The 22575-nt window shown below is 68.1% G+C and carries 22 protein-coding genes; 2 read left to right on the plus strand and 20 right to left on the minus strand.

Annotated elements, in window-relative coordinates; translation table 11 throughout:
• Position 1: 1 nt before the first annotated feature.
• The 7 genes from VFQ05_08950 to murJ all read right to left on the minus strand — a co-directional run bounded on the left by VFQ05_08950 (position 2) and on the right by murJ (position 8819).
• A complete protein-coding gene (locus VFQ05_08950) occupies positions 2–1429 on the minus strand; it encodes an ATP-binding protein (protein HET9326885.1) in 1428 nt (475 codons plus the stop codon).
• On the minus strand, positions 1426–2451 hold the full coding sequence (locus VFQ05_08955) for a dipeptide epimerase (protein ID HET9326886.1): 1026 nt from the start codon (positions 2449–2451) through the stop codon (positions 1426–1428). The genes VFQ05_08950 and VFQ05_08955 overlap by 4 nt, the downstream gene beginning before the upstream one ends.
• Complete coding sequence (locus VFQ05_08960) at positions 2435–3535, minus strand: DUF1611 domain-containing protein (GenBank protein HET9326887.1); 1101 nt, start codon at positions 3533–3535, stop codon at positions 2435–2437. The genes VFQ05_08955 and VFQ05_08960 overlap by 17 nt, the downstream gene beginning before the upstream one ends.
• Before the next feature lie 4 nt (positions 3536–3539).
• Positions 3540–4724: an N-acetyl-alpha-D-glucosaminyl L-malate synthase BshA gene (gene bshA / locus VFQ05_08965; protein HET9326888.1), complete on the minus strand. Its 1185-nt coding sequence runs from the start codon at positions 4722–4724 to the stop codon at positions 3540–3542.
• Positions 4721–5449 carry a bacillithiol biosynthesis deacetylase BshB1 gene (gene bshB1, locus VFQ05_08970; GenBank protein HET9326889.1) on the minus strand — a complete coding sequence of 243 codons (729 nt, stop codon included), beginning with the start codon at positions 5447–5449 and terminating at the stop codon, positions 4721–4723. The genes bshA and bshB1 overlap by 4 nt, the downstream gene beginning before the upstream one ends.
• On the minus strand, positions 5446–6954 hold the full coding sequence (bshC, locus tag VFQ05_08975; protein ID HET9326890.1) for a bacillithiol biosynthesis BshC: 1509 nt from the start codon (positions 6952–6954) through the stop codon (positions 5446–5448). The genes bshB1 and bshC overlap by 4 nt, the downstream gene beginning before the upstream one ends.
• 245 nt (positions 6955–7199) lie before the next feature.
• A complete protein-coding gene (gene murJ, locus VFQ05_08980; protein ID HET9326891.1) occupies positions 7200–8819 on the minus strand; it encodes a murein biosynthesis integral membrane protein MurJ in 1620 nt (539 codons plus the stop codon).
• Positions 8820–8873: 54 nt separating this feature from the next.
• Between murJ and VFQ05_08985 the strand changes: the two genes are divergently transcribed.
• Complete coding sequence (locus VFQ05_08985; protein HET9326892.1) at positions 8874–9677, plus strand: undecaprenyl-diphosphate phosphatase; 804 nt, start codon at positions 8874–8876, stop codon at positions 9675–9677.
• Here VFQ05_08985 and VFQ05_08990 read toward each other — a convergent pair.
• From VFQ05_08990 to VFQ05_09000, 3 genes are read right to left on the minus strand one after another with little or no spacing between them, the layout of a single operon-like run.
• The gene (locus VFQ05_08990; GenBank protein ID HET9326893.1) at positions 9661–10287 is read right to left on the minus strand and encodes a sigma-70 family RNA polymerase sigma factor; all 627 of its coding nucleotides are present in this window, start codon (positions 10285–10287) and stop codon (positions 9661–9663) included. The two genes, VFQ05_08985 and VFQ05_08990, sit on opposite strands and share 17 nt — an antisense overlap.
• On the minus strand, positions 10284–11903 hold the full coding sequence (locus VFQ05_08995; protein ID HET9326894.1) for an amidohydrolase: 1620 nt from the start codon (positions 11901–11903) through the stop codon (positions 10284–10286). The genes VFQ05_08990 and VFQ05_08995 overlap by 4 nt, the downstream gene beginning before the upstream one ends.
• Entirely contained in the window at positions 11903–12700 is a 798-nt protein-coding gene (locus tag VFQ05_09000; protein ID HET9326895.1) for a fumarylacetoacetate hydrolase family protein, read from the minus strand. The genes VFQ05_08995 and VFQ05_09000 overlap by 1 nt, the downstream gene beginning before the upstream one ends.
• Before the next feature lie 306 nt (positions 12701–13006).
• On the opposite strand from VFQ05_09000, the gene VFQ05_09005 reads away from it, so the two are divergent.
• Entirely contained in the window at positions 13007–14341 is a 1335-nt protein-coding gene (locus VFQ05_09005; GenBank protein HET9326896.1) for a nucleotide sugar dehydrogenase, read from the plus strand.
• A 54-nt stretch (positions 14342–14395) separates the two neighbouring features.
• Here the strand turns inward: VFQ05_09005 and dnaK are convergent, their stop codons facing one another.
• The 10 genes from dnaK to VFQ05_09055 form a co-directional block, all read right to left on the minus strand.
• The gene (gene dnaK, locus VFQ05_09010; protein HET9326897.1) at positions 14396–16279 is read right to left on the minus strand and encodes a molecular chaperone DnaK; all 1884 of its coding nucleotides are present in this window, start codon (positions 16277–16279) and stop codon (positions 14396–14398) included.
• Between the two features lie 75 nt (positions 16280–16354).
• Complete coding sequence (locus VFQ05_09015) at positions 16355–16801, minus strand: Hsp20/alpha crystallin family protein (GenBank protein HET9326898.1); 447 nt, start codon at positions 16799–16801, stop codon at positions 16355–16357.
• Between the two features lie 223 nt (positions 16802–17024).
• Entirely contained in the window at positions 17025–17663 is a 639-nt protein-coding gene (nuoI, locus tag VFQ05_09020; protein HET9326899.1) for an NADH-quinone oxidoreductase subunit NuoI, read from the minus strand.
• Positions 17567–17983: a DUF1801 domain-containing protein gene (locus tag VFQ05_09025; protein ID HET9326900.1), complete on the minus strand. Its 417-nt coding sequence runs from the start codon at positions 17981–17983 to the stop codon at positions 17567–17569. Before VFQ05_09025 ends, nuoI begins: the two co-directional genes overlap by 97 nt.
• Before the next feature lie 54 nt (positions 17984–18037).
• On the minus strand, positions 18038–18592 hold the full coding sequence (dcd, locus tag VFQ05_09030) for a dCTP deaminase (GenBank protein ID HET9326901.1): 555 nt from the start codon (positions 18590–18592) through the stop codon (positions 18038–18040).
• A 3-nt stretch (positions 18593–18595) separates the two neighbouring features.
• A complete protein-coding gene (locus tag VFQ05_09035) occupies positions 18596–19132 on the minus strand; it encodes a MogA/MoaB family molybdenum cofactor biosynthesis protein (protein HET9326902.1) in 537 nt (178 codons plus the stop codon).
• Positions 19123–19761, minus strand: a complete 639-nt coding sequence (locus VFQ05_09040; GenBank protein HET9326903.1) for a hypothetical protein — start codon at positions 19759–19761, stop codon at positions 19123–19125. Before VFQ05_09040 ends, VFQ05_09035 begins: the two co-directional genes overlap by 10 nt.
• Entirely contained in the window at positions 19758–20732 is a 975-nt protein-coding gene (locus tag VFQ05_09045) for a gamma carbonic anhydrase family protein (GenBank protein ID HET9326904.1), read from the minus strand. Before VFQ05_09045 ends, VFQ05_09040 begins: the two co-directional genes overlap by 4 nt.
• The gene (locus tag VFQ05_09050; GenBank protein ID HET9326905.1) at positions 20729–21373 is read right to left on the minus strand and encodes an MBL fold metallo-hydrolase; all 645 of its coding nucleotides are present in this window, start codon (positions 21371–21373) and stop codon (positions 20729–20731) included. Before VFQ05_09050 ends, VFQ05_09045 begins: the two co-directional genes overlap by 4 nt.
• Before the next feature lies 1 nt (position 21374).
• The gene (locus tag VFQ05_09055) at positions 21375–22535 is read right to left on the minus strand and encodes an FAD-binding oxidoreductase (GenBank protein HET9326906.1); all 1161 of its coding nucleotides are present in this window, start codon (positions 22533–22535) and stop codon (positions 21375–21377) included.
• Positions 22536–22575: the final 40 nt, after the last annotated feature.

A 22575-nucleotide genomic window follows, 5' to 3' on the forward strand; every position in this document is an offset into this window, starting at 1 on the left:
TCTAGCTCCAGCCTCCCGGCCCATGGAGCGGCAGGGTGATGGTGAAGCGAGCGCCCTGGCTCGGCTCGCTCTCGACGACGATCTGGCCCCCGTGGTTGGTGACGATGCGGTACGACGCGTAGAGCCCGAAGCCGTGGCCTTCGGCCTTGGTGGTGAAGTGAGGCTCGAACACCTTGCCCAGGAGCGCTGGAGGGATGCCCGGCCCCGAGTCCGAGACGGTCAATCGCACCAGGCGCTTGCGGTCGTCGTACTCCGTGCGGGTGGCAATGACGCGCCGCGGGGTCTGGTGCTCGCACATCGCGTCGGCGGCATTGATGTAGAGGTTCAGCAGCACCTGCTGGAGCTGCCCGGGATCGGCGCGCAGCGCGGGAATGTGGTTGGCCAGTCGAAGGTCCCACTCCACCGCGTCGAAGCGGTTCTGCGGCCGCACGAACTCGACCGAGCGCTGCACCAGCGCGTTCAGATCGACCTTCTCCACCTTGAGCTCCGCGCGCGAGAAATCCATCAGCCCTTTCGACATGGCTTCCACCCGCCGTGCCTGTTCGAGAATGATCTGCGAGTGGCGCCGGACGTTGCCGTACTGCTCCCGATCGGCCTCGCGGAGCAGCATCTGCGCCCGTCCGCTGACCGCCACCAGCTGGTTGCGCAGCTCGTGGCCGATCTCCGCGGCCATCTCGCCCTTGGCCGCCATGCGCTCGGAGTGGATCAGCATCTTCTGCGCGTTGCGCAGCTCCACGTAGCGGAGTGCGGATTCGTAGATGATGCGGAGCGGCACATAGAACATCAGGAGCCCCAGATACTGGACCGCGTGGAAGCAGACGACGACGGGCGGAATCAGCAGGAACGGCGCAAAGTTGTCGAACATCCGCTCGCGAACGAAGAACTCGTTCGCCATCACCTGCCAGAAGCCCCGCTGAGAAGACCACGCGATGGCCGCCGACACCAGGGCGCTGTTCACGAGGAAGTAGGCCGCCACGGTCGCGAAGAAGGCGGGCAGCACGCTGATCCAGTCTCCCGTTCCCTGTGGCGCGGGACCGCCCTGGAAGCCGTTCGCCGGAACGCCGAGCTTGACCGCCAGCAGCCCGGCCACCCACATCGTGATGGTCATCTGAGCCGCGTTGAACGTGCCGCGCTCGAGTGGCTTCTTCTGGATGAAGATGTTGGCGAACAGCGTGCTCACCGCGGCCATCCACATCGCCGCGTGCGGGCCCCAAAGCAGCAGGGCGGCGAGATTGGCCGTGGAAGCCACGCTGATCGTTCCGCCGCCGGCGCCCGTGGGGAACCACATGGTCTCGGCCGCGTAGCAGACCAAGGTCCAGGCGACGTAGTGCACCCAGAGCCTGGAGAGATCGGGCGGCAGATAGACCGCCATGAGGATCACGGCCGCGATCCACACGGCCGCGAGGTAGACCTTGAGACGCGGGCTCACCGCGCGCCCACCACCGCCGGCCGTACCCCGAGGCCGGGCTCCTGGCTGAGGCGGATCTCTCCTCGCGGCCCCGGCGCACCCGCGAACGGGTCATGGGCCAGCAGCCAGTGGCCGTCGAGGTCGAGGTGATCGGCCAGCGGCGCGAGCTGCGCCGCCGCCGACAGCGCGAGGCTCGACTCCACCATCGAGCCCAGCATGGTCTTCATGCCGTGCGCGCGGGCGACCACCAGCGTGCGGTGCATGCGGCGGATGCCGCCGGCCTTCATGAGCTTCACGTTCACGCCGTCGACCCGGCCGGCGAGCTTGGCCACGTCCGCTTCGTCGTGCACGCTTTCGTCGGCGAACACCGGGATGCCCACGCGATCGCGCACCCATCGCAGTCCATCGAGGTCGTGGCGCGCCACCGGCTGCTCGACGAGCTCGATGTCGAGCGGCTCGATGGCTCGCAGCACGCGCACCGCGTCGGCCGGCGACCATGCGGTGTTGGCGTCCACCCGCAGCTTCCCGCGGAAGCTCTTGCGGATCAGGCGCAGGTTCTCGACATCCTCCGGCCGCCCGAGCTTGACCTTGATGATCGGGAAGTCCTTGACCGTGTCGAGCTTCTTCTCCATCTCCTCGCGAGACGCCATTCCCAGCGTGACCGACGAGAGCGGGACCGTCGTCGGATCCAGACCGAGGAGCTTCCAGACCGGCACGCCGAGACGCCGCCCCACCCAGTCGTGCAGCGCGGTCTCGAGCGCGGCTCGTGCGGCGCGCTGGCCATCGAGCGCCTGGTCGAGCCGTCGCTCGATCGCTTCCAGCGCGAATGGATCGTCGCCGAGGTGCGGCGCCCAAAGCTCGAGCGCCGCTTCCACCAGCGAGCGCTGCTCTCCGTAGTAATGCGCGGGCGAGGCTTCGCCCAGCCCGCTGATGCCTTCGTGATCGATCCGCACCACCGTGTTCTCGTGTCCGCGCCCGCCGCCATGGGTGATGCGGAACTCGAACGCGGTCGAGAGATCGAGGCGTTCAATGGACAGACGCACGATGCCCTCCGCGCGGCGCGCGCCAGGATTCGACCGCATCGACCAGCACGCCGGGCCCCATGCGGACCGGATCCGTGGCCGGCAGACCGGTCTCGCGCGCCGCCGTCTCGATCGCCAGGCGCGCCTCTTGGTCGCTGAGCCCGTGCGTGTTGAGCGCCACCGCGGCGACCTTCGCCGGCGAGACCCACGAGGCGGCGGACTCGTAGACGAGGACCAGGTCGGCCAGAGGACGGATCTCCGGCTGCGAGTCGCTCTCCTCGGGCGATGCTCCCGGAACTCGCACGCGCTCTCGTCCAGCCTGGTGACACAGCACCATGATGCTCGGGCAAGCGCCGTGGAGCAGCGCGAGCGTCACTCCAGAGTAGCCGGGATGGTGGAGCGCTCCCTGACCTTCCACGACCACGACCTCGGCATCCCGCGCGGCTTCCAGCACTTGCTGCTCGACCACGCCGGCGGCGAAATCGCCGGGCACGGCGTCCACCGCCACGCCGTGATCGGCGATGAAGATCCCGGTCTGGCCGGTCGCCACGAAGGCGGTTTTCGTGCGGCGCGCCTCGAGGCCGCGCACCAGCTCGAGCGCCGCCGTCATCTTGCCGACGTTGCAGTCGGTGCCGACGGTGAGCACCACGAGTCTGTCGAGCGCGGCGGCGCGGCGGGCGGCCACGGGACGGACCGCCGGTGGGCGGCGCGCATCGAACAGCCGGACGTGATGGCGCTCGGCCAGCGCCGCGAGCTCGGGATCGTCGGCGAGGAAGACATGAAGGCCCGAGAGCACGTCCCAGCCTCGTTGGATCGCGTCCCGAACCATCCCGCGCCAATCCTCCTTGAGTCCACCGCCTTGAGGAGCGACGCCGATCAAGAGGCTGTCCGCGCCCTGAGCGGCGGCGGCCTCCAGATTCGCCACCACCGGGATCGATCCGCCCACACCCACGCACGCCTCGGCGGTCCGGCCGGCGGACGTCGAGTCCACGACCGCCGCCACCCGTTGCGGGCGATATCGCAGCATGCCGACCGCGGTCTTGGCGTCGAGCGGCGTGAAGCATCCCTCCGCCAGGAGCGCGAGCCGTCGAGCCGGTCCCTTCATGGGTTCATCGCAGCGACTCGTATACCTTGATGTAGCGGTCCACCATGTCGTTCACATCGAACTTCTGGCGCGCCACCTGACGTCCCCGCCGTCCCATCGTGCGGCGCAGCCGCTCGCTCTTCAGGAGACGCAGCACGGACGACACGAAGCCGTCGATCGAACGCGGATCGTGCAGAAAACCCGTCACGCCATGCTCCACCACTTCCGGCAGCCCGCCCAGATTCGAGGCCACGACCGGGACCTCGGCGCTCATCGCCTCCAGGGCCACGAGACCGAAGCTTTCGGAAGAGCTCGGCAATAGGAAAACATCGGCAAGTGGCAGCAATTCCTCCATACAGTCCTGGTTGCCGAGGAACAGGACGTCCCTCTGGATCTCCAGCTCGCGCGCGAGCTGCTCGGCGCCCGCTTTCTCCGGCCCGTCCCCGACCATGACCAGCTTGGCCGGCAGCTGCTTGCGCACTTCAGAAAAGATCTTGATCACCGCGCTGATGTTCTTGACTGGACGGAAGTTAGAGGCGTGCATGATGACGCTGGTGTGGGGCGGGGCGAGCCGCATGGCGGTGCGGCGGCGAGGGGTGAAGATCGAGGCGTCCACGAAGTTGTAGATCACCTCGATCGGCCGGGTGATCCCGAAGCTCTCCTCGGTGCGCTCCTTGAGAAAGCGGCTGACCGCCGTCACGCGGTCGCTCGACTGGATGGTGAACTGGGTGACCCGGAAGAAGGCCGGCTCCACTCCCACCACGGTGATGTCGGTTCCATGCAGCGTGGTCACCACGCCGAGCGAGCGCGGCTTGATCAGCTCCCGGGCCAGATACGCGCTGGCGGCGAAGGGCATCGCGTAGTGCACGTGCAGCAGGTCCAGATCGTAGTTCTCCGCCACCTCCACCATCTTGGTGGTGAGCGCCAGGTTGTACGGCGCCTGATCGAACACCGGATACGACGCAGGCAGCGCCTCGTGGAAGTAGATGTTGGACTCGAACGTGCGCAGACGGAACGGCAGACTGTGTGCGATGAAATGGACCTGGTAGCCGCGTCGCGCCAGCGCGAGCCCGAGCTCGGTGGCCACCACCCCGCTGCCGCCGAAGTGCGAATAGCAGGTGATGCCGACGCGCCGCGCGCGGCGCGCACGCTTCGCCCGCGGCGCCGAGGGACGCGCGCCATCGCCCGCTTTCGAGCGAGGCCGGCTCATCCGGGGGCCTCCTGGCCGCCGTCCGGCAGCAGCGCTCGCGCGTCACGCACGCCGAGCGGTCCTCGATGCCGGAACCCCTCTCCATAGCGAGCGCCGATCTGCGCTCCCAGCACGCGCGCGCGCGCTTCGACCTCGGCGAGGAAGTCGGGCGACGTCAGGTACGTCGACAGGCCGGGCCCTCCACCCACCTGGGTCTCGTGGGCGCGCAATGCCTCGATCCTTCGCTCCCACACCGGCGTGATGTCCACGACGATCGTGGGCGCGGGCGCGAGCGTCCGATAGGTGGCGAAGAGCAGGCGGCCCACGGAATGCCGGTCCGTGTCGGGATCCACCTTGGTGAGCCCGGCGAGCACACACGCCCGCGCCACCAGGCGCGAGGCCTCGACATGATCGGGATGAGGATCGTGCCGGTCGGGCGCCACCACCAGTCGGGGCCGATGCTGGCGCAGCCACGCGACCACCGCGGAGAGCTGCGCGCGGTCGTGTGCATGGAGTCCGGTGTCCGGGAGCCGAAGGCAGGTCCGGGATTCCACGCCCAGCATCCGAGCCGCGGCCTGCGCCTCGCTCGCGCGCGCGTCGGGAGTTCCCCGGGTTCCGGCTTCGCCGGCGGTCAGGTCCACCACGCCCACGCGGTGGCCGTGGCTCGCCAGCAGCGCGGCCAGCCCGCCCGACGTGAGCTCCACGTCGTCCGGATGCGCGCCGAAGAAGGCCGCGTCGAGGCTCATTCGAGCTCCAGCAGTGCGTGCCACCACTCGCCGTGCTCCAGCGATTCGGCATGTTGCTCGGCGAGATCGCAGATCTCCAGCGCCACGCGCGGCCCGCGGCGAGCGATCGGCTCGAGCGAGGCCAGCCGCCGCTCCTGGAGCTTGTCGCCGGGCAGCAGGTAGTAGCGGAGCCGGAGCCAGGCAGGGTGCTCGCGCTCGAGACGGTGGCGGGCCTTGCCGATCAAACCTTCCTGCAGCCGGGCGATCTGATAGTCGACTTTCGAGCGCGCCGACTCGACCATCTGCGGGAAGCTCGGATCGAGCGCACGCGCCTCGTTGGCGAAAGCTCCGAGCCGTTGCTCCACGTCCGAGCGGAGCTCGTGGAGCGAGCGAGTGAGCTGCTCGGGAACCCGCTTCACCGCGTGCTGGCGCAGGACCTGGTCGGTGGCGGCCACGACCAGCCAGGGATCGGCGCCGGTCGTGGCGAGCAGATCGATGGCCGCGGGGGGCAGCCAGGTGGCGCCGAAGCGCGGAACCGGAATCGCGGCGAGCACGCCGAGCCCATCGAACACGCCCTGGATCTGGGTGAGGTACGCGAGCTCGCCCGGCCCGCACGCCATCGCAGCCGTGGGGAGCACCCCATCCTGGATCACCGGCCGCAGCGCCACGCTCGGGCTCAGCGAAACCGATGCCGGCAGACTCCGGGCTTCCTGCGGCGAGACCTTGCGCCGTCTTCCTTCCTCGATGGCGAACACGAAGGAATCGAGCGCCGCATCGTTGAGCGGCCGCCGTCCGATCTCCTTCTCCAGCTCGGCGCCGGCCGAGCGCACCGCACCCGCGATCGCCTCGTGATGGTCCAGGTAGCGATCGATCAGTGGCCGGGCCGCGGCGCGGAACTCGGGAATCCGGGGGTCGACGACGACCAGACCGCACTCGCCGAACAACTGGAGCAGCAGTGCGGTGTGCGCCTCACCCAGGTCACGCCCCCGCGCAAGCGTCTCCTGCAGGAGGAGAGCGGTTTGATCGCGGCCCGGCAACCCCGTCCATCGCGTCAGAGCCTGCTCGACGAGCGGCTTCAGAGGATCGAGCGCGATCGCTCCCACCAGGCCCGAATCGACGTGGGCCTCGGCCGGCAGCGAGAGATCGTGGAGCACCAGGTCGGAATCGGAAACCGTGGCGCCACGAATCTCGTCGAAGTCGGAGTCCTCGACGTGATTCCAGTAGACCGGCACGCAGGGCGTGCCGGTGCGCTCGGCCACGCGGCGCGCAAGGCCGACCGCCGCCGCGGCCTTGTGCAGTCCGTAGAGAGGGCCACCGAGGAGACCCGGCTGCTGTCCGGCGATGGCGCACGTCGCCTCGCCGCGAGCCAGACGCTCGAGACCGGCCATCGAGGCCGGTGACGCACCGAGCCGGACGTGCTGCTCGCGCAAAGCGCGCGCGAGCGGAGCCGGCAGCGGTCCCCGCTTCTCGAGTCGCGAAAGCAACGCCGCGCGATCCGCCCAGGAACCGGCGAGACGGCGGCTCATCGGCCCTCCGGAGGCCGCATCGGTGACGAGGGGGTCGTACAGACGATCGAAAGGCGGTTCCGGACGTGCAGCAACGCGAGCGCGGACCGCCAGCGGACGCGTCACCGCCAACATCGATCCTGTGCCGCCGCCGCGAGGGGGCGAATGGAGAGAGGCGTGATTCCACCGATCTTCACGTGATGCCGCATGAGCGGGACGCATCTTAGGAAGCGCGGCCACCAGGGTCAACGCGGCGGGCCTGACGGTCAGGCCGGTGGCCGGTCCCGGGCGCCCGTGAGCCGCCGGAGCAAGGCGCGGATCAGGTCCTCGAGCGCCGCGAGCTCCTGGACGCGGAGCAGCTTCATCACGAAGTAGGCGACGCCCGCGGCCACCAGCATTCCCCCCGCCACCACCGCGAGCTCGAGGGTCCAGACGCGCGGCAGGCCCTGCAACGCGCGCGACAGCAATAGGCAGAGGGCGCCGGCCAGGACGGCCGCGATCGTGACGCGGGTGAAGGTGGCGAGCATGCGCCGGCCATCCAGTCGACCGAGCCGGCGGTGCAGCGCGACCGCCAATTGGGCCGCGTTGACGATCGAGGTCAGCGACGTCGACAGCGCGAGCCCCGCGTGCTCGAGCCCCAGAACCCGCCACGGACCGATGAAGAGCAGATTGAGAGCGATGGCGAGCGCCACGGACACGAAGCTCGCGCGCACCGGCGTGCGAGTGTCCCCGAGCGCGTAGAAGGCGCGCGTGAGCACGCCCACCGCGGCAAACGCAGGGAGCCCCAGGCAATAGGCCTGGAGCGCGAACGCCGTCTGGGCGGTGTCGCGGACGCTGAAGCGGCCGTGCTCGTACAGCAGGGCGATGACGGGAGCGGCCATCGCCGCGAGCCACACGGCCGCCGGCACGGTCAGCAGGAGGACGAGCCTCAGCGTGGCCGAGAGCGTCGTGCGCAACGCGGTGTGGTCGCGCTCCACCGCGGCGCGTGACAGAGCGGGAAGACTCACGGTGGCGAGCGCCACGCCGAACACGCCGATCGGAAGCTGCATCAGCCGAAACGCGTACCACAGCCATGACACGCTCCCCTGTTGCAGCAGGCTCGCGATCCAGGTGCTCACGAAAAGATTGAGCTGGGTGGCGGCGAGGCCGACCGTCGCCGGCCCCATGAGCGCCGCCACGCGCGCGACGCCGGGATGCCGGCGCGGCACTTCCCACGCAAAACGGAAGCCTTCCGCGGCGAGCGAGGGGATCTGGCACGCGAACTGAGCGAACGCTCCGATCAGCACACCGACCGCCATGGCCAGGATCGGCGGCTGGCCCATCGCCCGGAACACCGGGATCAGGGCCAGTCCTCCGACGATCATGCCGACGTTGAGCCACGCCGGCGCCAGCGCAGGCACCGCGAACCGGCCGCGCGCGTTGAGCATGCCCATGGCCGCCGCCGCCAGCGCGACCGCCGGCAGGAAAGGCAGCATCACGCGCGTGAGCAGAACCGTCAGGTCGGTCTTTCCGGGCACGGCGTCGAAACCCGGCGCGTAGAGACGCACCAGGAGCGGGGCCGCTACCCAGCCGACGACCACCAGCGCCCCGAGCACCAGCAAGAGCGTCATCATCAGCTGGCGTGCGAGCGCCCACGCCGAGGCGTCGCCCTCGCGCTTCCTGGCTTCGGTGAAGGTGGGCACGAAGGCCGATGACATCGCGCCTTCCGCGAACAGGTCGCGCAGCAGGTTGGGAATTCGGAACGCGACGTTGAAGGCGTCGCTGGCGAAGCCCGCGCCGAACAACGTCGCCATCACCTGCTCGCGGATGAGACCGAGCACCCGCGAGAGCAGTGTGGCCGCGCCGACGACGCCGGCGTGTCGCGCGACGCGGCCTTCTTCGCTCACCGCGCAGGCTCGTCGTGTTGCCCGTGCGTCATCGCGATGCTAGCGTCGCGCGTGATGCCTCCCTTCCAGGCGGTCGCCCTCGGGATCATCCAGGGCCTCACGGAATTCCTGCCGGTCTCGAGCAGCGCCCATCTATACCTGGTTCCGACGTTGCTGGGCTGGAGATACGGCGGTCTCGCCTTCGATGTCGCGCTCCACTGGGGAACCTTGCTCGCGCTGTTGCTCGCGTTCTGGCGCGACTGGTGGGAGCTCTTGCGCGCGCCGTTCATGGGCACGCCGCAGGATAAGCGCGACGCTCGCGCCACTTGGCTCAAGCTCGCCGCGGCTTCGGTCCCGGCGGCGGTGGCCGGCGTGCTGCTCGAGCCGTACGCGGAGCGCTGGCTCCGCTCGCTGCCGGTCCAGGCCACGACGCTGGTCGTGTTCGGCTTTCTCCTTTGGTGGGTGGATCGCGTGCGGCCGCAGGGAGAGCCACTGCGCTCGCGGCTCGCTCTGCCTTCGTTCTGGACCTGCCTCGGGGTGGGCGCCGCGCAGGCACTCGCGCTGGTCCCGGGCGTATCGCGATCGGGAGTGACGATCACCGCCGGCCGCGCGGCGGGCGTGGGTCGAGTGGAGGCCGCGCGCCTCTCGTTCCTGCTCGCCACGCCGATCACCTTCGGCGCGGGCCTCCTGGAGTGGCGCCATCTCTCCGCGGACCTTCCGGTGCTCACGCTGGGACTCGGAGTCGCGACCTCCGCGATCACCGGGTTCCTTGCCATCCGTGGCCTCCTTCGCTGGCTCGCCCGCGCGGGCTTCGGCGCCTTTTTCGCGTATCGCGCGGCGCTGGCGCTGATCCTCCTGATCGTCACCCGCCTTCGTTAGCCGGCTTCGCGCGGCGCCGGAGCTTGCCCTTGAAGTAGCGGTCGAGATCCTCGCGCAGGCCGACGCGAGCGCGGTGCAGCCGCGACTTGACGGCCGCCACCGTGATCCCCAGCGCCTCGGCGACTTCCGCGTTGGACAGCCCGTCGATGTCGCGCTTGACGAACACGTCCGCCAGGTCTTCGGGCAGCTTGACCAGGCTCTCGTACAGGACCTCGCGCGTTTCCGCATCGAGCAGCTGGTCGAGAGGCTGGGACGACCAGTCCGGGACCGCCATCGGCTCGGCGTCATCCAGCGTGCTCTGCGACTGGTCGAGCGAGATGTTGGGCTGGCGGCGCCGGCGATAGCGCATCAGCGCGGCGTTGGTCGCCACGCGATAGAGCCAGGTCGAGAAGGTGGACTCGGCCTTGAAGTTCTTGAGTCCCCTGAAGGCGGAGAGGAAGGCGTCCTGCAGCGCTTCGGCGGCGTCCTCCTCATGGCGCAGGATCTTGAATGCCTGGCGGTACACCTTTTCACGATAGCGGCGCACGAGCTCGTCGAATGCCCTCGTGTCCCCTCCCTGGGACAGGCGAACGAGAGCTTCGTCTCCCTGCTCTGCGTAAGCGACCTTCACGCCCCCTCCCGACGGCCCCCGGCGGCCACGCCTTCGCCGCTGCCGGCACGCTCAAACCGTACCACGCCGTCGAGGAGAGTGAATGCAGGGACGATCCGATGGAGATCGGAAGGGGGTGTCCGATGAAGATCGGCGCTCCAGATCACGAGGTCGGCGATGGACCCGATCGCCAGGCTGCCGCGGTTCGGGGCGCTCGCCAGCCTCGCGGGCGCGCTCGTGTAAGCGGTCAGGGCGTCGTCCAGCGAGATCTTCTGCATGGGAACGAACGGGTCGCCGGGCGTGTCGGCCGCCTCGCGGGTCACCGCGGCGTGGATGCCCAGGATCGGGGACGGCCACTCCACGGGCGCGTCGGATCCGAACGCCAGCGTGACTCCGTCGTCGAGCAATGTGCGCCACGGGTAAGCGCGGCGCACGCGAGTGCTCCAGAAGCGCTCCACCAGCGGACGATCGGCGGTGCAGTGCACCGGCTGCATGCTGGCCACCACGCCCAGCCGCGCGAGCCGCGCGCGGTCCTCGTCCAGCACGAGCTGGGCGTGCTCGATCCTCGGCGGCAGCCTCAGCCGGCTCAGCGCCGCCCCGCAATCCTCGAAGGCATCGAGTGTGAAGTGCACCGCGCGGTCCCCGATGGCGTGCACCGCGACCGAGAGCCCGTTGCGCACCGCGCGCCCGATGGTGCCCTTGAGCTCGTCTACGGGCATGAGCGCCAGTCCAAGATCCTCGCTGCCATCGTAGGGCTCGAAGACATGCGCGGTGCGGGAGCCCAGCGTGCCGTCGGCGAAGAGCTTGAGCGCCCCCCACGCGAAGTCCTCGTCTCCCGGTCGTGAGGCGAGCCGCTCCGACAACGCGCGGTCCAGCGCCGAGCGATGAAGATGCATGAGCACGCGCACTCGCGGGCCGTCGCTCTTGGCCATGGCCCTCAGCACGTCGGCCTCGGCGTCACCCTCGAAGTCGTGCACCGCCGTCACGCCCATCTCCAGCAGCCGGGTCACGGCGTCCTGCACGGCTTCCAGGTCCTGCCCCACCGACGGCATCGGCACGAGACCGTCGAAGAGACGGACCGCGTGCTCGCGAAACACACCCGTCGGCTCGCCCGATGGCCGGCGCTCGATCTTGCCTCCGGGTGGATCGGGGGTGGACCGGTGGACACCCGCGGCCACCATTGCGGCGCGGTTGACCCACAGCGCGTGGAAATCCTTGCTGTGGAGCAACACGGGACGGTCGGGCGCCACGGCATCGAGCGCCGAGTGGTCGGGCGCCGCGTCCCAGCCGGTTTCCGCCCAACCGCGCCCGATCAAGGTCCCGGAATTCGCCGAAGTCTGAACGCGGGCGGCGACCGCGCCAACCACGCCGCTTCGATCGAGTCCCTCGAGGCGAATCTCGCGCAGCGCGCGAGCCCATGCCACGAGGTGAAGGTGAGCATCGGTCATCCCCGGCGTCACGGTCGCGCCTCGGGCGTCGATCCGGCGAGTCGAGGGTCCGGCGAGCGCTTCGATCTCGGCCCGCGGCCCGACCGCCAGCACCTTCCCTCCGCCCAATGCGACCGCATCCGCGCTCGCGATGCGCGCGCCGTGACTCCACGGCCGGGCGTTCACGATCACGATGTCGGCGCGGCTCATCAAGCCTCTCCCTCCGCCACGGGGTTTCGAAGCACGCCCACTCCCTCCACTTCCACTTCGACCACGTCGCCGATCGTGACTGGAGCGATTCCTGCCGGCGTGCCGGTCGCGATGACGTCTCCGGGCTCGAGAGTCATCACATGCGAGATGAAGCTCACCAACAGATCCACCGGGAACGAAAGGTCAGCCGTGTTGCCGTGCTGACGCGTCTCTCCGTTCACCCGACAGACGACGTCCAGCCGCTCCGAGGAGAGTCCCACGGTAATCCAGGGACCGAGGGGAGCGAACGTATCGAAGCCCTTGGCTCTTGTCCACTGGCCGTCCTGCTTCTGAAGATTCCGCGCGCTCACGTCGTTGAATGCGGTGAGCCCCGCGACGTATGCGATCGCGTCTTCGCGACGCACACGCCGCGCGCGACGTCCGATCACCACGGCGAGCTCGGCCTCGGGATCGAGACGCGTGACGCCCGCTGGATAGCGAATCGATTCCTCAGGATCCAGCACCGCGCTCGGCGGCTTGAGGAACAGCAGCGGCTCGCTCGGCGGAGCGGCGCCTGGCGAGACGCTCAGGCTCTCGGCGATGTGCGCCCGGTAGTTGAGCCCCACGCATACGATCTTGCTCGGACGCACGGGCGCCAACAGACGGACTTCGTCGAGACGATCACGATCTCCGGTTTCGGCGCCGTCTTCCCACGGCGGGGCGTCGAGCCGCACCAGGTGCTCGTCGTCCACCCGACCGACGTGGCACTGGCCATCTCTGAGGTAACGGGCGACGTGGAATGTCGAAACTGGGTGCATCGATCGCGGCCAGGAGGAAAAAAAGAGGAGGCTCTCCGTCTCACACCGTGGACCGGCCACGACACCCGGAAACGATGGCACGTCCGCTTCGCATCAATGGTGTCGGAGGTCGTTCAAACACGCGTCGGACAGGGAACCTCGCTCCGTGAAGAGGAAGTTTCGTCGCGCCCCTTTCACCGGGTCAAGCAAAAAAAGTCAATTCGAAGTATCCAAAGGTGCCCCTCGTGACGCGCGCATCCATGTTCGTTGCGTTGTGAGTGCCGTCCTTTGGCGGTTCGGAAGGTCTTTTGCTATGGTCCCCGCCCCATGTCTCCAAGGCAAAGCGTCTCCCCCCGCTCCGCCGCGAATCGACTTCTCGACCGCATCGAGCGCCGTAAAGCCAGACTAGGCGTCATCGGCCTGGGCTATGTCGGGTTGCCACTGGCCGTCGAATTCGGACACGCGGGGTTCCGTGTCCACGGCTTCGACATCGACGCCAAGCGTGTTTCGGAACTGACCAAGGGAAAGTCCTACATCCAGGACGTCCCCAGCTCCGACATCCGCTCGCTGGTGAAGGCGGACCGCTTCATCCCCACCACGAACTTCCAAGTTCTACGTGAGCTGGATGCGGTCAACGTCTGTGTTCCCACGCCTCTATCGAAGCAGAAGGATCCCGATGTCTCGTACATCGTGGCCGCTTCGCGGGAAGTGGCGCGCTATCTGCATAAGGGCATGTTGATCATCCTCGAGAGCACGACCTACCCCGGCACGACCGAAGAGCTGATCCTGCCGATGCTCGAGAGAGACGGCATGAAGGTGGGGCGCGACTTCTTTCTCGCCTTCTCTCCCGAGCGTGTCGATCCCGGCAACAGCCACTTCAACACGCGCAACATTCCCAAGGTCGTGGGTGGCGTGACGCCGGCTTGCACCGAGGTTGCCGTTGCCCTCTATCGCCAGCGCCTGGATCACGTGGTTCCGGTCTCTTCCACCCAGGTCGCCGAAATGGTCAAGCTGCTGGAGAACACCTTCCGCAGCGTGAACATCGGCATGGTCAACGAGATGGCGCTCCTCTGCGGCCGTCTCGGGATCGATGTGTGGGAGGTCATCGAAGCGGCCGCCACCAAGCCGTTCGGCTTCATGCCGTTCTATCCGGGACCCGGGCTCGGCGGGCACTGCATTCCGATCGATCCGTTCTATCTCTCGTGGAAGGCGCGAGCGTCCGGCTTCGAAGCGCGTTTCATCGAGCTCGCCGGCCACATCAATGGCCATATGCCCGAGCACGTCGTCGACCTGGTGGCCAAGAGCCTCAACACCCACGGGCGTGCGGTGCGCGGCTCCCGCATCCTGGTGCTCGGCGTGGCGTACAAGGCGGACATCGACGACACCCGCGAGAGTCCTTCGCTGGATATCATGCAGACGCTCAAGGAGCGCGGCGCCCACATCGACTACAGCGACCCCTTCGTGCCGCACCTGAACTTCTCCGGCTCACGGCTGAAGAGCGTGACGCTCACGCCGGCCGCGCTGAAGCGCTACGACTGCGTGGTCATCGCCACCGCGCACGCCCAGTTCCCCTACTCCGACATCGTCCGCCATTCGAGGGGCATCGTCGATACGCGCAACGCCCTGCGCGGGAGCCGCTCGAACAAGATCGTCCGCCTCTAACAGGGAAAGGCGGCGACCAGGAGGCCGCCGCCCTTCGCCCGGTGCGTCGACGATTCAGTTCACGACTTCGAAGTCCGCATCCACGGCCCCCGAGTCGCCCGGCTTCTTGTCCTGGGGCTTCTCCTGCGTCGGTCCGCCGGCTGTGTTCTTGTAGAGCGCCTCGGCGGCCTTGTGCCAGGAGCCCTCGAGCGTCTTGACCGCGCTCTCGATGGCGCTCTGATCATCGGCCTTCAGAGCCTCGCGAACGCGCTGCACGTCGGACTCGATCTGGCTCTTCAGAGCGCCGTCGATCTTGTCGCCGTGCTCTTTGAGGTTCTTCTCCACCTCGTGGGCCAGATGGTCGGCCTGGTTGCGCGTCTCCACCGTCTCCTTGCGGACCTTGTCTTCGGCCGCGTGCTTCTCCGCGTCGCGCACCATGCCCTGGATGTCGCTCTCGGAGAGCCCGCTCGAGGCTTCGATGCGGATGCTCTGCTCCTTGCCCGTCGCCCGGTCCTTCGCCGAGACGTGGAGGATGCCGTTGGCATCGATGTCGAACGCGACGTCGATCTGCGGCATGCCGCGCGGCGCCGGCGGGATTCCGTCGAGGTGGAAACGACCGATGGTCTTGTTGTCCGACGCCATCGGCCGCTCGCCCTGGAGGACATGGATCTCCACCGAAGGCTGGCTGTCCGACGCCGTCGAGAACACCTGCGACTTCTTCGTGGGAATCGTGGTGTTGCGCTCGATGAGCGTGGTCATGACGCCACCCAGCGTCTCGAGACCGAGCGAGAGCGGCGTCACGTCCAGCAGCACCACGTCTCGCACGTCCCCGGCGAGCACCGCGCCCTGGATGGCCGCGCCGATCGCAACGACTTCGTCCGGGTTCACGCCCTTGTGAGGCTCCTTGCCGAAGACCTCTTTGACCAGGTCCTGGACCTTGGGCATGCGCGTCGCGCCACCGACCAGCACCACCTCGTCGATCTGCGACGGCTTGAGGCCCGCGTCGTCCAGCGCCTTCATGACCGGCCCGCGACAGCGCTCGATGAGGTCGGCGCAGAGCTGCTCCAGCTTGGCGCGGCTCAGGCGGATGACCAGGTGCTTCGGACCATTCTGATCCGCAGTGATGAACGGCAGGTTGACCTCGGTCTCGAGCGTCGTTGAAAGCTCGCACTTGGCCTTCTCGGCGGCTTCCTTGAGCCGCTGCAGCGCCATGGGATCGTTGCGCAGATCGATCCCTTCCTGCTGCTTGAACTCGGAGGCCAGGTAGTCGATCACCTTCTGGTCGAAGTCGTCTCCGCCCAGGTGCGTGTCGCCGTTGGTCGACTTCACCTCGAAGACGCCGTCCCCGATCTCGAGGATCGAGATGTCGAAGGTGCCGCCTCCCAGATCGAAGACCGCGATCTTCTCGTCCTTTTTCTTGTCGAGCCCGTAGGCCAGCGCGGCCGCGGTCGGCTCGTTGACGATGCGCTTGACGTCCAGGCCCGCGATCCGGCCTGCGTCCTTGGTGGCCTGCCGCTGGCTGTCGTTGAAATATGCCGGCACGGTGACGACCGCCTCGGTGACCTTCTCCCCGAGATAGTCTTCCGCCGTCTGCCGCATCTTCTGCAGAATCATGGCCGAGATCTCGGGCGGCGAGAGCTTCTGATCGCCGATCTTCACCTTCGCTTCGCCTTGATCGCCCGACACCACCTCGTAGGGGACGAGCTGGATCTCACGGCCGACTTCGTCGAAGCGCCGGCCCATGAACCGCTTGATCGAATAGACCGTCTGCTTGGGGTTGGTGATCGCCTGGCGGCGCGCGACCTGCCCCACCAGGCGCTCACCCGTCTTCGAAAATGCGACCACCGACGGGGTGGTGCGGAATCCCTCGGCGTTGGGGATCACCTTGGGCTCTCCACCCTCCATGACCGCCACGCACGAGTTGGTGGTTCCCAGGTCGATGCCGATGACTTTTCCCATGCGATCTCCTCGTGACTGCTGCCAAGGACGCCGCCGTCCCGGCCGAAGCCGGGACGGCGAGCCTGGTTCGTCAGGTTAAGACGCGGTCTGGATCTCGATCTCGCGGACCTTGGCCTCCTCGGCCTTGGGGACCACGATCTCGAGGACTCCATCACGGAACCGCGCGTGAATGCCTTCGCTCTTCACCGGAGTGCCGAAGGTGAAGCTGCGCTCGAACATGCCGTACGTGCGCTCGACCCGGTGGAGATTGCGGTCCTTGTGACTCACTTCCCGCTTGCGCTCGCCCCGGACCGTCAGCGTATCGCCCATCAGGCTGACCTTCACGTCCTTCTGCGAAACGCCGGGGAGGTCCACCAGCACCGTGAACTCGTCCGCGCCCTCTTCGATGTCGATGGCCGGAGTGAAAGCGGCCTCCGCAAGACCGCGGGTCATGAACCCGTCGAACAGGCGGTCGAACTCATCGAGGACCGGGAGCTCCCTCCGGGTGCCAGGGAACGTGGGATTCCAGCGAATCAGCTTCATGACAGAAGACCTCCTCTTGAGTCTCTTGTTCTTTCCTGTTGCTTCGCCCCGATGTGGGGCGGACGTGACTCCTCTAACGCACCCATCGTGCCGGACCTGAGCCGGGTGCCGGAAGACGCGGTACATCAGCGACTTGCAGTGTTGGCTGGGGTCGCCGGATCAGCGGGCGAGAAGAGCGCGCGTCCGTGATTGAAACGCAGATCGTTTCGGTGAGGAACGTCGTTCAGCGCTGCGGCAGGTAGCCGCTCTTGTCTTCGGAGACGAGGAGCTCGTCCTTGGTGTAGATGAAGGCCTGACGACGGTAGTCGGAGAGCTCGTACTTCTTTTCGAGGTAGATGGCGTCCTCGGGGCAGGCTTCCTCGCACATGCCGCAGAAGATGCAACGCAGCATGTTGATCTCGTAGCGGAGCGCGTAGCGCTCGCCATGAGACTGGGGGTCTTCGGGAGGGTTCTCCGCCGCTTCCACGAAGATCGCATCCGCCGGACAGGCCACCGCGCACAGCTCGCACCCGACGCAGCGCTCGAGTCCGTCGGCATGGCGGGTGAGGATGTGGAGACCCCTGAAGCGCGGAAACATCTCGAGCTTCTCGTCCGGGTATTGAACGGTGAAGGGCTTCTTGAAGAGGTTCTGGAGCGTGACTCCCAGACCTTGTCCGAGCTCTTTCAACATTCTCTGGGTCTCCTCCTGGCCCGTGGTCGAGCCGCTGAACGTTATCCGGGAACACGGGCCACTTGCAAGTGCGCCCGGGGCCCCCTCGGCGCCGCCTAGCGATTCTTCTCGCGCGTGTACCGCATCGAGGCCACGACCAGCTCTTTCAGAACCTTCATGTCCACGTCCGCGAGACGCCTGATGTAGAGGCACACCTTGCCGGTGCGATGCTTGCCGAGCTTCTTCATGAGCTCGGGGCGGCGTTCGAATACGCCCATGAGATAGATGGTGAGGTCCTTCTTGCGCGGCGAGAACGCGGCGATCGGCCAGTCCGCCTCGGTGCCGTCCGCGTACACGAGCGGGTTGGCGCCGAAGCCGATGATGCTCGGTCCCCACATCACCGCCTTCTCGCCGGTCACCTTCTCCATCAGCGCCACGAGGGTCAGGCAGTCGGCGCGGGTCTGCTCGTCGGGCTGGCGCTTGATGAAACCGGCGACGCTCGCGGTGGTGGGTCGGGTCTTGAGCTCGGCCATCGCGTGGATCCCCTCCTCGAAATCCTGTCGCGGGTACGGACTCCGGGCGGCGGGCTAGAGCCTCGGAAGCGTGATCCCGCGCTGAGCCTGGTACTTCCCCTTGCGGTCCTTGTACGAGGTCTCGCACACCTCGTCGCTCTCGAAGAACAGCACCTGCGCGATGCCCTCGTTGGCGTACACCCGCGCCGGGAGCGGCGTGGTGTTGCTGATCTCGAGCGTCACGTGTCCTTCCCATTCCGGCTCGAAGGGCGTGACGTTGGTGATGATCCCGCAGCGCGCGTAGGTGGACTTACCCAGGCAGATGGTCAGCACGTTACGCGGCACGCGGAAGTATTCGATCGTCCTACCGAGGGCGAAGGAGTTGGGCGGGATGATCGCCACCGGCCCTTTGAAGTCCACCATCGAACCGGGGTCCATCTTCTTGGGGTCGACGATCGTGGAATTGACGTTCGTGAAGATCTTGAACTCGTCGGCGATGCGGATGTCGTAGCCGTAGGACGAAACGCCGTAGGAGATGACGCCTTCCCGGACCTGCGCTTCTTCGAATGGCTCGATCATCTGGTGCTTCCGGCACATCTCGCGGATCCAGCGATCCGGGCGGATGGACATGCTTCAGGCTCCTCGTTCGGGTCGATTCAGAAGCCGGATCGCGTGCTGGAGCTCCGGCCCCACCAGTTTCGAGATGGCGAGCTCGACCGCCCGGGTCGAGCCGGGCAGCCAGACCACCAGTCTACCTTTCATGACGCCCGCGCCGGCGCGCGACAGCCATGCCGCGCTTCCCACCTGCTGCGTGCTGAGGTCGCGAAACCGCTCGCCGAAGCCGGGCAGCTCGAGCTCCAGCAGCGGCTGAACCGCTTCAGGCGTCCGGTCGCGCGGGGCGATGCCGGTGCCGCCGGTGAGGAACACCGCATCCACGCCGCGCCGCGCCAGCGCCTTGCGCACCGATTTGCGGATCGCCGGCACCTGATCCTTCACCCAGTCACGCGACACCACCCGATGTCCCGCACGCTCGAGATGCCGTGTCATCGCGTCACCGCTGCCGTCGTCGTCCGGACCGCGCGTGTCGCTCACCGTGATCACGGCGCAACGCGCGCCCGCGCCGCCTTCAGCATGACCGGCAGGCCTTCGACGCTCGCGCTTCACGACCATGTGGCCGCCTGGCTCGTGACCTCGCTCGGCGCGATGCCGAAGTGAGCCGTCCAAGGTCCGGGCTCCGCCAGCCGGTGCTCGCGCAGCTCCCCGTGCGGCGGCTCCCATGCGCCGGAATCGGCGGGAAGCCGCGGACTGCGAGCGGCCAGCGAAGCCAGCTCCCCCAGCGTGATCGCCTCGGCGCCGGCCACCTCGTACCATCCCTCCCACGCCGCCTGATCGGCGAGCGCGCGCTCGAGCGTCTGGATGACGTCGCTCTCGACCACCGGGTTGAGCAACGTGTGGTCTGGCTCGGGCAGGCGAGGCCGCGAGCGCAGGCGCAGCCAGAACGGGCTCTGCGGTCCCACGATGGGTCCGAGCCGCAGCGTGAGCACGGGCCGGCCGGTGCCGCGCGCCTGCTCCTCGAGATCCCACAGCGCCTTGAGCCGGGGGGCGCGCGCATCCGGATGGGCGCCGAGAGCGCTGAGCACCAGCAGCCGGGCAGCCGGCGCTTCGCCGAGCGTCTGGTCCAGCGCCCGAGGCGCGCACCCCGCACCCACGACGAGGGTGGCGGCGCCGCCCTCTCGCGGCCGCACCGCGGACAGCAGGCGGGGCGCGGGCGGATCGAGGGGTGCCGCGGCGCAGATCATGAGCGAGAGCCCTCTGCGACCTCGAGCGCGGCTCGCCGCTCGAGATCTTGGTCCACCCATTCCCGCACCCAGTCGCCGAGCGTGCGCGCCCCGCGCGTCGGATGCCCGATCGCCCGGATCCACTCGCTCCGACCGAGCGGCTGGAGCCGCGCCACCAGCGAGCGCCGGGCGGCCCGCCAAACCTCGTTGGCCTGCTCCGCCGACGAGGTCGAATCGGTCGTTCGCGGTTCCGTGGCGTCGATGACCGGGGGATTCGTCCCACGGACCAGCACTTCGATCAGCGCCAGACGGGCCGTGTCGCGAGCGGCCATCGAACGCGATGACTCGCGGAGTCGTGACGCATCGCTGGATGCCCCCGCCCATGCGGAAGGCTCCTGCTCCATTCGCTCGATCAGGTTGCGCCACTCGCACGCGCTCATCGGCAGAGCGCCCGCCGTCACCTCGCCCCGTGCGTCGGCGCCACGCGCCAGGCCGCGCATCATGTAGAAGCGCGCCAGGTCGGCGTAGTGAGAAGACCCGTTGCGGATGGCGGCCCGGTGCTGGTCGGTGGTCGGGCCGAGGACGCGCGCCGGTGAACCGACCACCAGGCTGCCGGGTGGAATGACCTGATGCTCCCGCACCAGCGACGACGCCCCGACCAGAGACCCCTTTCCGATGCGCGCCCCGGAGAGCACCACCGAGCCCATGCCGATCAGGCAGTCGTCCTCGATCACGCAGCCGTGAATGATCGCGCGGTGCCCCACCGTGACCCGGTCGCCAATGAGCGTGGGAAAGCCTTCGTCCTCGTGGACCACGGAGTTGTCCTGGAGATTGGTGTCCTCTCCCACGATCACCGCGTCGGAATCCCCGCGGATCACGGTGTTGAACCAGACACTCGAGCGCGCCTTGAGGGTCACGTCCCCGAGCACGACCGCGCCGGGAGCGATGAACACGGTGGGATGGATCGTCGCGGTGCGGGCCGGCTCGTTCATGCCAGGCCCACGCCGTCGCCGACGAAAGGATTCATGCGTCGCTCGATGCCGAGGGTGGTCTCGGGCCCGTGGCCGGGCAACACGCGCAGATCGTCGCCGAGCGGGAACAGGCGATGGCGTATCGACGTCGTCAGCTGGTCCAGCGACCCGCCCGGCAGATCGGTGCGACCGATCGAGCCGGCGAAGAGCACGTCGCCCACCCACAGCCACTGATTCCAGCGAAACGTCACGCTGCCCGGAGAATGCCCCGGCGTGTGGATGACGCCGATCTTCTGCTTTCCGAGCTCCATCTCCTGGCCGTCGAGCAGGTCGTGGATGTCCTCGGGCGGGCGTTGCGGGGGAAGACCGAAGGCGGCGCCTTGCTGGGCGAGACCCTTCAGCAAGAAGCGGTCGTCGGGATGGAGCCAGTACGTGCCCCCGACCTGCCGCTGCACCTCGGCCATCATCGCCACGTGGTCGTAATGGGCGTGGGTATTGAGCAGGTAGCGCACCTTCAGCCCCTCGCGGCGCACCACGTCCAGCACCACCTCGGGCTCGAAGCCCACATCGATCACCGCGGTCTCTCGCGTGTCCTCGCACGTCACCAGGTACGCGTTGGTCCCGAAGGGACCGAGGACGAAGCTCCGGGATTCGAGGCCCATGTCAGATCACGTTGGCTTCGACCATCGCCTCGCGCTCGGCGAAGCGCTCGAGCCGCAACGGATGGAGATCCAGGCTGGGACGGCCGTCCACCACCCATTCGGCGATGAGCTGGCCGACCGCGGGCGCCTGCATGAAGCCGTGGCCGCTGAATCCATTGGCCAGCATCAGCCCGCGCACGCCCGCCGGAGGTCCGAGCACGGCATTGTGGTCGGGCGTGGTCTCGTACAGGCCCGCCCAGCCGTTCGCGATCTCCGCCTCCCCGAGCGCGGGAAGCCGGCGCATCGCCGGCTCCACCACGCGCTCCACGAAATCCCATTCGACGCTGGTATCGAACCCGGGAGGCTCGTCCACCTTCGCGAGGCCGAGCAGCATGCCGCCGCTCTCCCGGTGCATGTACACGCCCGAAGACATGTCGACGATCATCGGCATCCGATCATGGACGAACGGAAGCGGCTTGGTGGTGAAGCAATGACGGCGGAACGGCTGCACGGGCAGGTCGACGCCCGCCCATGCCGCGACCTCCGCCGCGTGAGGACCGGCCGCGTTGATGACGAGCGGGGCATCGATGGGCCCACGGCTGGTCTCGACACCGACCACGGCGTCGCCTTCCATGCGCAGGCCGGTGGCGGCGCGCTCGAAGTCGAAGCGCGCCCCGCGCTCGCGCGCGCGCGCGACATACGACTGCGTCACCTCGTGAGGGTTGCCGAGCCCGTCCTTGGCGCAGAATGTCGCGCCGAGAAGGTCCTCCACCACGATCTCGGGCACGAGCTTCCTGGCTTCCTCGGGCGTGAGCGTCTCGACGGGAAGGCCGAGCCCGCGCTGCATCTCCGCCTGGGCTTTGAACGCCTGCCAGCGCGTGGGATCGGCGAGCAGGAAGAGATATCCGACCTGAAAGAAGACGGGATCGGTGCCGAGCTCGTCGGCGAATCGCTCGTAATGGGCGATGGCGAGCTGGGAGACCTGAACGCTGATCTTCGTGGAGAACTGGGCGCGAATGCCGCCAGCGGCCTTGCCGGTGGAGCCGGCGCCGGCGAAGGGCTCGCGCTCGAGCACGACCACACCCTTCACGCCACGCCCGCCGAGGTGATACGCGATCGAGGCGCCGATGCACCCGGCTCCCACGATCACCACCGGCGCGCGCTCGCGATGCCCGTCCGTCATGTATGCCCTCGGCGTCTCCGTGGAGGCCGCGCTCACCGGG

This window comes from Candidatus Eisenbacteria bacterium (assembly GCA_035712145.1).
Taxonomy (GTDB): domain Bacteria; phylum Eisenbacteria; class RBG-16-71-46; order RBG-16-71-46; family RBG-16-71-46; genus DASTBI01.